This window comes from Parabacteroides merdae ATCC 43184, assembly GCF_025151215.1.
GTDB classification, from domain to species: Bacteria; Bacteroidota; Bacteroidia; order Bacteroidales; family Tannerellaceae; genus Parabacteroides; species Parabacteroides merdae.
The window spans coordinates 2,764,674-2,777,295 of the sequence record NZ_CP102286.1; the positions used below are offsets into that span (position 1 = coordinate 2,764,674).

Annotated in this window: 12 protein-coding genes, 1 tRNA gene and 1 rRNA gene; 5 read left to right on the top strand and 9 right to left on the bottom strand. The window is 45.5% G+C overall.

Going from position 1 to position 12,622, the window contains the following annotated elements:
- Together NQ542_RS11615 and NQ542_RS11620 are read right to left on the bottom strand one after the other, a co-directional pair.
- Window positions 1-1,095 (bottom strand): glycoside hydrolase family 5 protein, encoded by a 1,095-nt coding sequence (locus NQ542_RS11615; RefSeq protein WP_005651363.1) that lies wholly within the window; start codon window positions 1,093-1,095, stop codon window positions 1-3.
- A gap of 46 nt (window positions 1,096-1,141) precedes the next feature.
- Window positions 1,142-2,989: an ABC transporter ATP-binding protein gene (locus NQ542_RS11620; protein WP_005634625.1), complete on the bottom strand. Its 1,848-nt coding sequence runs from the start codon at window positions 2,987-2,989 to the stop codon at window positions 1,142-1,144.
- 2 nt (window positions 2,990-2,991) lie between these two features.
- Between NQ542_RS11620 and NQ542_RS11625 the strand changes: the two genes are divergently transcribed.
- From NQ542_RS11625 to NQ542_RS11645, 5 genes are all read left to right on the top strand, one after another.
- Window positions 2,992-3,192: a hypothetical protein gene (locus NQ542_RS11625; RefSeq protein ID WP_005634623.1), complete on the top strand. Its 201-nt coding sequence runs from the start codon at window positions 2,992-2,994 to the stop codon at window positions 3,190-3,192.
- Between the two features lie 91 nt (window positions 3,193-3,283).
- Entirely contained in the window at window positions 3,284-3,760 is a 477-nt protein-coding gene (locus tag NQ542_RS11630) for a radical SAM-associated putative lipoprotein (RefSeq protein ID WP_005634621.1), read from the top strand.
- Entirely contained in the window at window positions 3,757-4,830 is a 1,074-nt protein-coding gene (locus NQ542_RS11635; protein ID WP_005651364.1) for a TIGR04133 family radical SAM/SPASM protein, read from the top strand. Before NQ542_RS11630 ends, NQ542_RS11635 begins: the two co-directional genes overlap by 4 nt.
- 109 nt (window positions 4,831-4,939) lie before the next feature.
- Window positions 4,940-6,715 carry a DUF4091 domain-containing protein gene (locus tag NQ542_RS11640; protein ID WP_005634615.1) on the top strand — a complete coding sequence of 592 codons (1,776 nt, stop codon included), beginning with the start codon at window positions 4,940-4,942 and terminating at the stop codon, window positions 6,713-6,715.
- 88 nt (window positions 6,716-6,803) lie between these two features.
- A tRNA-Val gene (locus tag NQ542_RS11645) sits at window positions 6,804-6,878 on the top strand.
- A 36-nt stretch (window positions 6,879-6,914) separates the two neighbouring features.
- Here the strand turns inward: NQ542_RS11645 and der are convergent.
- From der to rrf, 7 genes are all read right to left on the bottom strand, one after another.
- Window positions 6,915-8,228, bottom strand: coding sequence for a ribosome biogenesis GTPase Der (der, locus tag NQ542_RS11650; protein WP_005634613.1), 1,314 nt, complete (start codon window positions 8,226-8,228; stop codon window positions 6,915-6,917).
- Window positions 8,229-8,256: 28 nt separating this feature from the next.
- On the bottom strand, window positions 8,257-9,147 hold the full coding sequence (era, locus tag NQ542_RS11655; protein WP_005634610.1) for a GTPase Era: 891 nt from the start codon (window positions 9,145-9,147) through the stop codon (window positions 8,257-8,259).
- A complete protein-coding gene (locus NQ542_RS11660; protein ID WP_005634609.1) occupies window positions 9,131-10,135 on the bottom strand; it encodes a beta-ketoacyl-ACP synthase III in 1,005 nt (334 codons plus the stop codon). The genes era and NQ542_RS11660 overlap by 17 nt, the downstream gene beginning before the upstream one ends.
- A gap of 105 nt (window positions 10,136-10,240) precedes the next feature.
- Window positions 10,241-10,426, bottom strand: coding sequence for a 50S ribosomal protein L32 (gene rpmF, locus NQ542_RS11665; protein ID WP_005634607.1), 186 nt, complete (start codon window positions 10,424-10,426; stop codon window positions 10,241-10,243).
- Window positions 10,427-10,438: 12 nt separating this feature from the next.
- Entirely contained in the window at window positions 10,439-11,026 is a 588-nt protein-coding gene (locus NQ542_RS11670) for a YceD family protein (RefSeq protein WP_005634589.1), read from the bottom strand.
- A gap of 88 nt (window positions 11,027-11,114) precedes the next feature.
- Window positions 11,115-12,269 (bottom strand): sensor histidine kinase, encoded by a 1,155-nt coding sequence (locus NQ542_RS11675; protein ID WP_005634588.1) that lies wholly within the window; start codon window positions 12,267-12,269, stop codon window positions 11,115-11,117.
- A 213-nt stretch (window positions 12,270-12,482) separates the two neighbouring features.
- Window positions 12,483-12,593 (bottom strand): 5S ribosomal RNA (rrf, locus tag NQ542_RS11680).
- Window positions 12,594-12,622 lie beyond the last annotated feature (29 nt).

Below are 12,622 nucleotides of genomic sequence, written 5' to 3' on the forward strand. Positions count from 1 at the left end.
TTATTTGATATTTCTTCCTGTAAGTATATATATCAGATCCGTTTGCGGTATACCTTGCTCTATAATTCCGAAACCACCTTTGTAATCCCAATTGGCTCTCGCAATTTCATACTTATCAAACAACTCTATCATATCTTGATACCAACGTTCTTTATCGGCTTTTGGGGTTGCGGCGATACAACCAAATTCACCACAATACAACGGGAGTTGATGTAAACGGGCAAAATCGACCACCTCCTTGAAATGTTTTTCAATCACCTCTTTGTTAAATTCCACTTTATTCCAATAGGAGAACTTGTCATACAATTCACCTTTTAAGTGTTTCAAATCTTCATCAGCAATCAATTTTCCCGGATAATGCACCTTTCCTGTATAGTCTTTTACATCCGTCCAACCTGCCCTATAATGGGTCAACAAGAAGGGATTATAATAATGAAAACTAATAATCAAGTTCGGATCATTCTCAGGTATCTTCAAATATCGCATCGTTTCATATCCTTGCCACCTATTAGAACCAACAAGTAACGACCGTTCGGGTTCTAACAGACGAATGGTCCGAACACATTCAGCTACAATATTATTCCACTGTTCATGGTCGTCAGCTACCGGTTCGTTCATCAATTCGTAAGCTAAAAAATCGACTGAATAGGTATGCAATTCCTGACTTAGTTGCTTCCACAAATCATAAAATCGAATCTGCTCTTTCCGATCAGTAAAAAGAGGTTTTTCCTTCGCATTAAAATGGTGCGAACGCAATATATGCAAATCCACGATTGCTTTTAACCGATATTTTTGACACCACGACAAAGCATTATGCAGCAAAGAAAAAGCTTCTTTTTCTTTACTGCCATCGGGCGCAAACATCTGTTCTTCATCCACAGGCAAGCGCAAATGGTCAAATCCTACTTCTGACAAAAATTTAACATCAGCCTCCGTAAAAAAGACAGCTCTATTTTCACCTCTTACATTACTTTGTGACAACCAATGACTGATATTGACGCCTCTCTTAACCGAAAAATTGTTCTTTTTCGGTGCAGAAACACCACACATACAACAAAGACAACAAATACAAATCAACCATGCTTTCTTTTCCATAAAACTATTATATTTAGATTATCAACACTTTAGCTATTATTCCTTATCAAAAACTTTGCATATCGCACAATCTTTTATAATATCCATCCAATGCAATCAGCTCCTCGTGCCGTCCGCGTTCCACAATCTCCCCTTCATGCATCACGCAAATCTCGTCCGCATTACGAATCGTCGAGAGCCGGTGTGCAATCACGATCGTCGTACGGTTACGCATCAGGTTCTCCAAAGCCTCCTGCACCAAGCGTTCCGACTCGGTGTCGAGCGCCGAAGTCGCCTCGTCGAGGATCAGGATCGGCGGGTTCTTCAGAATGGCACGTGCAATACTGATACGCTGGCGCTGTCCGCCCGACAACTTACCGCCGCGGTCACCGATATTAGTATCGTATCCATCTTCGCTCGCCATGATAAAATCATGCGCATTGGCGATACGGGCCGCCTCTTGGACCTGTTCGAGTGTAGCCCCTTCCACTCCGAAAGAGATATTATTGAAAAATGTGTCGTTAAAAAGAATCGCCTCCTGGTTGACATTCCCCATCAGGCTGCGCAGATCGTACAAGGTCGCATCACGCACATCCGTTCCGTCGATCGTTATGCTCCCCTTGTCCACATCATAGAAACGAGGCAGCAAATCCACCAACGTGCTCTTTCCCGACCCCGACTGGCCGACCAGCGCTACCGTGTGTCCTTTCGGAATCGTCAGGTCAATGCCTTTCAGCACCCATTCATGCTGGTACTTGAACCAGACATCCCGGTAGCAAATACTTTCCGTCAGAGCAATCGGTTTCGGATCCTCAGGATCGTTAATATTGCTTTCCGCCTTCAGGATCTTATCGACGCGATCCATAGAGGCAAGCCCTTTCTGAATGGCATAAGAGGCCTTGCTAAGATCCTTCGCCGGATTGATTATACTGTAAAAAATCACCAAGTAGTAGATGAAAGTAGAGGCGTCGATCGGACTGTTACTGCTCAGGATCAGCGTACCGCCATACCACAGCACGATCGCGATCGTGGCTGTCCCCAAGAACTCGCTCATAGGATGCGCCATCTGCTGGCGGCGGTAAATGCGGTTCGTCAACCGCCGAAACGTTTCGTTGCTTTTCTCAAAACGGTCCTGTATCTTCGCCTCCGCATTGAAAGCCTTGATAACACGCAGGCCACCCAACGTCTCCTCTATCTGACTCATCAGATACCCCCATTGTTGCTGTCCCTCGAACGATTTCCGTTTCAACTTCTTTCCGACCGTTCCCATCACATATCCGGCGAAAGGCAGCAGGATGAAGACAAAAAGCGTCAGCTGCCAGCTGATGGCGATCATCCCGATCAGGTAGATCAGGATCAGGATCGGGTTTTTGAAGAGCATATCAAGCGAACTCATGATCGAAGTCTCGATCTCGTTCACATCTCCCGAAACGCGTGCGATTATATCCCCCTTCCGCTCTTCCGAGAAAAAGCCCAGAGGGAGTTCCGTTATCTTGCGATTGATCTGGTTGCGGATGTCGCGGACGACACCCGTACGGATCGGGATCATCGTATAAAAAGCCATATACATCGTCCCGACCTTCAAGAAAGTAGACACGATCAGGAAAACACCCAATATGATCAGCGTGAAGGAACCGCCTTTCGTCTCGATCATGTCGGACACGAACCAAAAGAAGTTGTTTTTCAGCAATTCCGGAGTCGCTTTCCAGGCTTCGAACGAGAAAGGGGCGAACGTCCAATCCGTATAGGTATAGGTTTCGTCACTGATTTTAAACAAGATATTCAGAATCGGGATGATTAATGCAAAAGAGAACAGGTTCAAAATGGCAGACAGGACGTTAAATATCACATTCCACACCATAAATTTCTTATAGGGAGGCACAAAACGCCTCAGTATACGCAGAAAATCCTTCATGTTTGATCGATCAATTGAATTTGGGGCGCAAGTTACTCAATATCCGGCTGATTCCGGGCATTCCCGCTGTACTTTATTTCGTCCATCCTTATTCTTTAGCCCGCCAGCCCTGCTCTTTTAGGGCTTCAGATTACTCTCATAAGTCGTCCGCCGCCAAGCAGACAACTTATGGATCGTATCCGAAAAACGAATCTATTCCATAGAAGAATATAATATATCCAAAAGAAAATGATAAAGAAGCAACTATAAAAAGTATATTTGCATCAATATAGTATAAACAAATGCTATAAAAGTATGAAAAAGATCTCTTCCTCCTTCCTAAAAAGTCTCAATTGGCTATTAACCAGCGTACTAATGCTGCTAGGTTTCTCCACATGTGACTCTGAACCGGGAGCCGCCATGTACGGTACTCCTCATGCCGACTTTACAATCAAAGGAAAAGTCGTAAACCAAGAAAATATGCCGATTCCGGATATTGAAATAAAATGTCTGGTAGAACATCATGGCGATAACAGACATTGGTTTGACACGATACCAGCTGTTTCCACAGATCCTGCTGGAGTCTTTCATTGCCAGTTTGAAGAATTTCCAACCGACAAATTACGGATCATAGCAACGGATATAGACGGTCCCCAAAACGGTTCATACGAAAAAGACTCTACGAACCTTACACTTTCCAGCGATGATTATAAGGGAAACACAGGAAGTTGGTTTAAAGGCTCTGTCGAAAAAGAAATAAAGTTCAACCTTAAAAGAAAAGACAAAGAATGAATAAACGTCCCGGATTACGCAAACGCCTTGCATTAGAATTATTCAGAAGCATCCGGAAGAACCGAGCCAAGATACATGAATTGCGTACGCTCTTTTGGGAGTGCACGCTCCGTTGTAACGCCTCCTGCCTCCATTGCGGTAGCGACTGCCATGTCTCGTCCGCCCATCCGGACATGCCGGTCGAAGATTTCCTGAAAGTGATAGACGAAATCACGCCTCACGTGGACCCGCATAAGGTGATGATCACGTTTACCGGCGGAGAAGCATTGGTCCGTAAAGATATCGAAGCATGCGGGCGGGAATTGAACAAACGCGAATATCCCTGGGGAATCGTCTCCAACGGATTGCTGCTCAACCGCACACGACTGGACTCGCTATTGGCGGCCGGAATGCACTCCATCACCATCAGCCTCGACGGGTTCGAAGAGGCGCACAACTGGCTCAGGGGAAACCGCCGGAGCTTCGAAGGCGCTGTCAATGCCATTGCGATGCTGGCAGAAGAGAAGGAAATCGTCTGGGACGTCGTGACCTGCGTCAATCAGAAAAACTTCAAGGACCTGATGCTGCTCAAGGATTTTCTGATCGAGCTGGGAGTCAAGAACTGGCGTATCTTCACCATTTTTCCTGTGGGCCGGGCGGCAGAGACACCGGAATTGCAGATCGACGACACACAATTCACTTGGATCCTCAAATTCATCCGTCATTGCCGCGCCGAGGGAAAGATACATGCTAGTTTTGCCTGTGAAGGTTTCCTCGGCAATTACGAGGGGGAAGTACGCGACCAGATTTTTCACTGCAATGCTGGTATCAGCACGGCATCGGTACTGATCGACGGATCTATATCCGGCTGTCCGAGCATCCGTGCCAACTTCCATCAGGGAAATATCTACAAAGACAGCTTTGTTGATGTCTGGAACAACGGCTTCAAAGAATATCGCAATCGGGAATGGGCACGAAAAGGACAGTGCGCAGACTGCGACATGTTCCGCTATTGCGAAGGAAGCGGTATGCATCTCCATGACGATAGCGGCGACCTGATCACCTGTCATTATCGGAGAATTGAGAATTGACAAAGAGCAATTGACAATATCTTTCCCTCCCTAATTATCAATTCTCCATTGTCAATTGTCAATTGTTTCCTATCTTTACCCACGTAAACTAAAAAACATCAATCATTTCATGAAAAATGCTCTTATCCTATCGGCCTTGCTGACATTAGGGCCGGTCTGTTTCGCTCAACAGACAGAAAAGTATCCTTTGGGCAATTATGAGGAACTTACAGACACCAAACCGCATGACGGCGCAGAAGTCTGGAACAAAATGACAACGCCAACCTGCCTCAGCTGGGGAACAACGGATATCCGCTACAAAAAACTGAATGTCCCCGACATCAAGAAGACAACCCGCTGGCAAGGGAAAGCCTGGAAAGGGGAACGTATCAATGCACAAGCCGTGTTGTGGACTAAAGAAGCGTTGGACGACGTAACGGTCACCGTCAGCGAACTGAAAAGCGGCTCGGCCGTCATCCCGGCTTCTGCCATCACGACGAACTTCGTACGCTATGTCATGACCGACGAGCTGAACAAGGACCGCAAAGGTGGTTGCGGACATCGCGAAAACAAGGCCGAATGGGATTCGTCTGTCGTAGCCGATGTCTTGGATATTGTAAAAATACAGGATATCAAAGCTTGTACGACACAACCGATCTGGCTGAACGTATGGGTTCCATCAGATGCCCGCGCAGGGAAATATAAGGGGACGTTGACCGTTTCAGGAAAGAATTTCCAAGATATGAAACTCCAGGTAGAAATCGACGTGCAGAACCGTACGCTGCCAGCTCCGCAAGACTGGGCTTTCCATCTGGACCTGTGGCAAAATCCCTATTCCGTAGCCCGTTACTACCAGGTTCCTCTTTGGAGCAAGGAGCATTTCGACGCCATGCTTCCGATCATGAAGATGTTGGCCAATGCCGGACAACGGGCCATCACGACCAGCATCATGCATAAACCTTGGGCCGGCCAGACGGAAGACCATTTCGACAGCATGGTAACCCGTATCAAGAAAATCGACGGGACATGGGTATACAGTTATGACGTATTTGACAAATGGGTGGAATTCATGATGAACGAAGTGGGGATCAAAGATATGATCAGTTGCTACACCATGATCCCTTGGGCTTTGACTTTCGACTATTACGATGAAGCGACCAGCCGGGTACAGTTTATCAATGTCAAACCTGGCGATGCCGAATATACCGAATACTGGGGTTCGTTCCTGAAAGACTTCTCCCGTCACCTGCGTAAAAAAGGCTGGTTTGAAAAGACTGCCATCTCTATGGACGAACGTCCTATGGAAGCCATGCGCGAAGCAATCAAAGTCATCAAGCAGGCCGATCCCGAATTCAAGATCACGCTGGCGGGCAACTATCATCCTGAAATCCAATCCGACTTGTATTACCTGAGTATCCCTTACGGCCATAAATTTCCAGAAAACGTAAAAGCCGAACGCGAACGCAAAGGACAGATCAGCACGGTCTACACGTGTTGCTCGGAAGCCTTCCCGAACACCTTTACTTTCTCCGATCCGGCCGAAGCTACTTGGACAGCCCTGCATGCCATCGCCGGAGGCTATGACGGTTACCTGCGCTGGGCCGTAAACAGTTGGACAGCCGATCCCTTGCGCGACTCACGCTTCCGCACTTGGGCAGCCGGCGATACATACAGTATCTATCCTGGCCCCCGCAGTTCGATCCGTTTCGAACGTTTGGTCGAAGGTATTCAGGACTGCGAAAAAATCCGTATCCTCCGCGAAGAGCTGGCAGCCAAAGGGGCTAAAGGCAAATTGAACAAATTAAACAAAGCAGTGGCTAAATTTACCCCGGAAGGCCTGTCCGAAACTCAACAGTCAGCAGCCGAAATGGTAAATGAATTGAATAAATTGCTGAACTCGCTGTAAGCATTCGCCGCTTAAAAACAAAAAAATCATAAAAAAATCCCCGGAGAGTGCATGACTCCCGGGGATTCATTTTATCTTTACAGCATCGGAACCGTTAGCTCAGCTGGTTTAGAGCGCTGCCTTGACAGGGCAGAGGTCGCCGGTTCGAATCCGGCACGGTTCACACTCCGCCATAAAGCGCCAACCGGCGCTTTTCTTTTTACTTTTCCCGAATAAATACATTAATCGGCGTTCCCGTAAAGTTCCAGTTTTCCCGGATCTTGTTTTCCAGGAAGCGTTTGTAAGGCTCTTTGATCCATTGCGGCAAGTTACAGAAAAACACAAACGAAGGAACCTGGCCGGCAGGAAGCTGCGTAATATATTTAATCTTGATATATTTTCCTTTCCAAGCAGGAGGCGGATAGTTCTCGATGATCGGCAGCATGATTTCGTTCAGCTTGGCTGTCGGAACACGGCGCTGACGGTTTTCGTATACATCTTTGGCTGTTTCCAGCACCTTCAGAATGCGCTGTTTTGTCAATGCCGAAATAAACAGGATCGGAAAATCGGTAAACGGAGCCAGACGCTCACGAATCGCACTCATAAAGGTATCAATCACCTTTTGGCTTTTATCTTCCACCAAATCCCATTTGTTCACACAAACGACCAAGCCTTTCTTGTTCTTCTGAACCAAAGAGAAGATGTTCAAATCCTGACTTTCGATACCTCGGGTGGCATCTAGCATCAACACGCAGACATCCGAATTCTCAATGGCGCGGATCGAACGGATCACGGAATAGTATTCCAGATCCTCATTCACCTTCCCCTTCTTACGGATACCGGCCGTATCCACCAAATAGAAATTCAGGCCGAACTTGTTATATTTCGTGTAAATAGAATCACGGGTCGTACCAGCAATATCCGTTACAATATGGCGGTCTTCACCGATAAAGGCGTTGATCAAAGAAGATTTGCCTGCATTCGGACGGCCGATGATGGCGATACGGGGCAGCTCTTCTTCGAGCATCTCCTGCTTGTCATCCGGAAGCGTAGCAACGATTTTATCCAACAAATCGCCTGTACAAGAACCGTTGATAGCAGAGATACAGAAAGGGTCACCTAATCCGAAAGAATAAAATTCGGCAGAGGAGGGATGCAATTCGAAGTTATCCGCTTTATTGGCCACAACAATCACAGGCTTCTTGGCACGACGCAGGATAGCAGCTACTTCGTTATCCAAATCCGTAACTCCATTCAAGACATCAACGACAAACAAGATCACGTCTGCCTCTTCAAGAGCGACTTTCACCTGCTTGTTTATCTCTTCTTCAAAAACATCATCCGAATTAATCACCCATCCGCCGGTGTCAATCAGCGAAAATTCTTTACCTGTCCACTCTGCCTTGCCATACTGACGGTCGCGGGTAGTGCCTGCTTCCTCGTTGACAATCGCCTGGCGCGTCTGTGTCAAACGGTTGAAGAGAGTGGACTTTCCTACGTTGGGTCTACCAACTATTGCAACAATATTTCCCATAAACAACTTTTTCTGTCTGTGCTGTTAATTAATCCAGCTGATAACCGAAGTTCTTCAGCATGTTGTCCCGGTTACGCCAGTCTTTTTCTACTTTGACAAACATTTCCAGGAAAACCTTCTTATCAAAGAAGCGTTCGATATCCTTACGTGCCATAGCACCTACCTTTTTCAATGCCTGGCCACGATACCCGATGATGATTCCTTTTTGGGAATCGCGTTCAACAATAATGAGCGCTTTGATATGAATCAGCTCGGCTTCTTCTTTAAACAGCTCAACAACGACTTCCACCGCATACGGGATTTCTTTCTGATAATACAGGAGAATCTTCTCGCGAATGATCTCCGTCACAAAGAAACGGGCCGGCTTATCGGTAAGCGCATCTTTCTCGAAATAGGGAGGAGATTCAGGCATCAGATCTTCTACCCTACGTTTCACGTAATCTATATTAAAATTCGAAAGGGCTGAGATCGGAATGATCTCAGCTTTCGGAAGAAGTTCTTTCCACTCGGCTACCAGCTTTTCCAATTCTGGTTGGGTAGTCGTATCAATCTTGTTAATCAGTAACAGGACCGGACATTCCACTTTCTGGACCTTCTGGAGAAATTCTTCATTCTTGTCGATCTTTTCGACAACATCGGTTACATAAAGCAATACATCGGCATCACCAAGTGCCGACTGAGAAAAATTAAGCATAGATTCCTGCAACTTATAATTCGGATGCAGGACTCCCGGCGTGTCAGAATACACAATCTGCATATCTGCGGTATTCACGATCCCTATGATTCGGTGCCGCGTTGTCTGTGCTTTCGAAGTGATGATCGAGATACGCTCTCCCACCAAACGGTTCATCAACGTAGACTTCCCGACGTTCGGATTACCGACAATATTAACAAAGCCGGATTTATGCTTGTTTTCCATTATATCCCCATTTAAGATAAATTGCACCCCAGGTAAAACCGGCGCCAAAAGCGGCAAGAATCAGATTATCGCCTTTCTTCAGTTTGTCTTCCCACTCCCAAAGGCAGATAGGGATTGTCCCGGCGCTGGTATTTCCGTATTTCTGGATATTGATCATCACCTTTTCCATGTCCACACCCAGACGTTTTGCTGTCGCATCGATGATGCGCAAGTTTGCCTGATGAGGCACGATCCATGCGATATCATCGTGTGTCAGCCCGTTCCGTTCGGCAATCTCGGCAGCAACATCAGCCATATACGAAACTGCGTACTTAAAGACATATTTGCCATCCTGGAAAACGAAATGTTCGCGATTATCCACCGTATCGTGTGAAGGAGGATAGGCCGAACCGCCGGATTTCATAATCAGATGTGAATAGCCTACACCATCGGTACGCAAGATCGTATCCATCACACCCACTTCTTCCGTTGTAGGTTCGAGCAGCACAGCACCACAGGCATCGCCGAACAAAGGACAGGTAGAACGATCTTGATAGTCCGTTATAGCAGTCATTTTATCGCCTGCCACAACAACCACTTTCTTATAGCGTCCCGAACGGATATAATTGGAACCTGTTTCCAAGGCATACAAAAAACCGGCACAAGCCCCCTGCAAATCGAAAGTCATTGCATTCTTGCAACCGGTATGGTAAGCTATAATGGAGGAAGTGGTCGGGAAATGATGGTCAGGCGTAGTTGTTGCTGTGAGGATCACTTCTATCTCTTCCGGGTTCACATTTGTCTTTTCGAGTAACTGCTTCACAGCCCGTATACCCATATATGAGGTTCCCAAGCCCTCACCTTTCAAAATTCGGCGTTCTTTGATGCCAACACGCGTCATGATCCATTCATCCGTCGTATCCACCAACTTCGAAATATCTTCGTTCGTCAACACATCTTCGGGAACGTATCCGCCTACGCCTGTTATTACCGCATTTATCTTATCCATATCTTTAAAAATAAAAAGGACTATATATCCCAATTAAAAAAAAGCCCTAAAAATACTTTTAGGGCTATTTCTTGGTTTATCAAAACTTAATCAGTTAGGATAAACTTACACAGCTGCTTCTTTTTCGATAGCTAACTTACCTCTGTAATAGCCGCATTCGCCGCATACAGTGTGATAAATGTGCCATGCGCCGCAGTTCGGGCAAATAGCCATTGTGGGAGCAACAGCCTTGTCATGAGTTCTTCTCTTGGCTGTTCTTGTCTTACCTTGTCTTCTTTTAGGATGTGCCATGTTTTAATTTATTTAATTGTTATCATTCTCAAGTAAACCTTTCAGACCATCCCATCTCGGATCTGTTGCCACAGGTACGTCGTCATCAATCGCGATATCTTCTTCCACGCTATCGTCTTCGTACTCTTCATCTCCGTCTTCAGTGCTTCTGGCGGTATGCTTCTTCAACTTGGACGACATAGCCTTATTACATTTTCCCGGAGCATGTACATGCTTCATAGGTATTGCCAATGCAATAAATTCATACAGGAACCACGCGAGGTTAATAGCACCTTCGTCTTCCGGTATAACCACTACTTCGTCACTTTCTTCGGCATATTCTTTACCGAACTTTACCACCAGGCGATTATGCGTGTCGATTGGGATTTCCATATCGTCCAGACATCTGTCGCACGGAACCATAACAACACCTTCAATCTGAAAGTTCATTTCAAACATCATGGAAGACCGTTTTACCGTGAGGTTAACCTTCACTTTGCCCTTCTGGACTTGGTCTCCATCAATATCCACAAAAAACTTATTCTCCAATAAATACTCGAATTCGTGTATTCCTGGAGTGAGATTTTTCAAATCTACATTATATAATTTAAACTTTCCCAAAGCCTTTTAGTGTAAAAACCTTGCAAAGGTACGAAAAAACTAAACACAAATGCAACATCTTTGCAGTTATTTTTTACTATCTAAGATTTTAGCCCTTATATTTCCGAAGCTCAATTCGAAAAGTCGTGCCTTTGCCGACTTCCGAACTCTTAACAAATATCCTTCCGCCGTGATAAGATTCGATAATACGCTTTACCAGAGACAAGCCTAGCCCCCACCCACGCTTTTTGGTCGTATAACCGGGATTAAATACGGTTTTAAACTTAGATTTGGCGATCCCCTTCCCGGTATCGGTCACATCGATACGAACGACTTTATCACGTTCCTCCACCTGAAACGTGATTTCCCCCTGCCCTTCCATTGCATCTACCGCATTTTTTGTCAGATTCTCTATAACCCAAGCAAAAAGAGAGTCATTCATCAACACCGGAACCGGCCCGTCGGTAAGATGCGTATAAATCTTGACCTTCGAAGAAATACGTGTGCTCATATAGCTCAAGGCCGAACGGATAGAATTATTGATATCCACTGGGACTGGGTCCGGATTGGAACCGATCTTGGAAAAACGCTCCGCAATCGTTTCCAAACGCTTCACATCTTTTTCCATCTCGTTCAAGAGAGAAGAATCTATATCTTTTGTCCGCAGATATTCCACCCAAGCTATCAAAGACGAAATAGGCGTTCCTAACTGATGAGCCGTTTCTTTAGACAGTCCAACCCACACTTTATTCTGTTCGGCCTTCTTCGTGCTTGCAAGCGCCAGAAAAGCAATCACAATAAAAACGAATACAACCGTAAGCTGCGCATAAGGATAAATCAACAATCGCTTTAGGATGACAGAATCGTCATAATAGACATATTGGAAAGTTCCATCCTCCATATCGATCACAATCGTATTTTTGCTTTTCAGCTCCTTTACTTTTACTTTCTTAAATTCTTCCACATCATTTTCGGGGAAGCTTATATTCTTTACGAACATGATGCTGTCTTTGTCATTACAAAGTACAACCGGGATAGTCGTATTTCCTTCCAGGATTTTCAAAACAAGAGACAAATCCACAGCCGTGTTCTTACTTGCCGTCAAACGAGTAGCCTCCGCCCATACTTCCATTTTCTGGCGTTCTTCCTGGGCCAGATCTTTTATCAGCATATCAGAAACAACAAGTGAAGCGATCGCGATCAGGATAGCCGTAAAAATAAATACAAACTTCAACCGTTGGCGGGAATCATATATACTTTTCATATCGAAATATTCAGTCAATATATATTGAACGATAAAGATAGAATAATATTATATTATACCAGAAGAATACGGAAAACCAAAAGGGAAAGGGCAGAAATACTGTTTAAGGAATACCCTGACATCCACATGGCTTATAGGCTGTCGGGAACGAAAAAAGCCGACTCAAAACTGAATCGGCTTCCTTCACGGAGAACTTTCGCTCTCACTCCTAAAAAACGGCGGCTATCTACTCTCCCACTTTTACGCAGTACCATCGACGTGGTTGGGCTTAACTTCTCTGTTCGGAATGGGAAGAGGTGGATCCCCAACGCTATAACCACCTTAATACCTCTTTGTAAGATTTTGACTGGACA

Bases quoted from the DNA above. Each gene is read 5' to 3' on its own strand.
- NQ542_RS11615 (WP_005651363.1), bottom strand. From the start codon at position 1,095: ATGGAAAAGAAAGCATGGTTGATTTGTATTTGTTGTCTTTGTTGTATG.
- NQ542_RS11620 (WP_005634625.1), bottom strand. From the start codon at position 2,989: ATGAAGGATTTTCTGCGTATACTGAGGCGTTTTGTGCCTCCCTATAAG.
- NQ542_RS11630 (WP_005634621.1), top strand. From the start codon at position 3,284: ATGAAAAAGATCTCTTCCTCCTTCCTAAAAAGTCTCAATTGGCTATTA.
- NQ542_RS11635 (WP_005651364.1), top strand. From the start codon at position 3,757: ATGAATAAACGTCCCGGATTACGCAAACGCCTTGCATTAGAATTATTC.
- NQ542_RS11640 (WP_005634615.1), top strand. From the start codon at position 4,940: ATGAAAAATGCTCTTATCCTATCGGCCTTGCTGACATTAGGGCCGGTC.
- der (WP_005634613.1), bottom strand. From the start codon at position 8,228: ATGGGAAATATTGTTGCAATAGTTGGTAGACCCAACGTAGGAAAGTCC.
- era (WP_005634610.1), bottom strand. From the start codon at position 9,147: ATGGAAAACAAGCATAAATCCGGCTTTGTTAATATTGTCGGTAATCCG.
- NQ542_RS11660 (WP_005634609.1), bottom strand. From the start codon at position 10,135: ATGGATAAGATAAATGCGGTAATAACAGGCGTAGGCGGATACGTTCCC.
- rpmF (WP_005634607.1), bottom strand. From the start codon at position 10,426: ATGGCACATCCTAAAAGAAGACAAGGTAAGACAAGAACAGCCAAGAGA.
- NQ542_RS11675 (WP_005634588.1), bottom strand. From the start codon at position 12,269: ATGAAAAGTATATATGATTCCCGCCAACGGTTGAAGTTTGTATTTATT.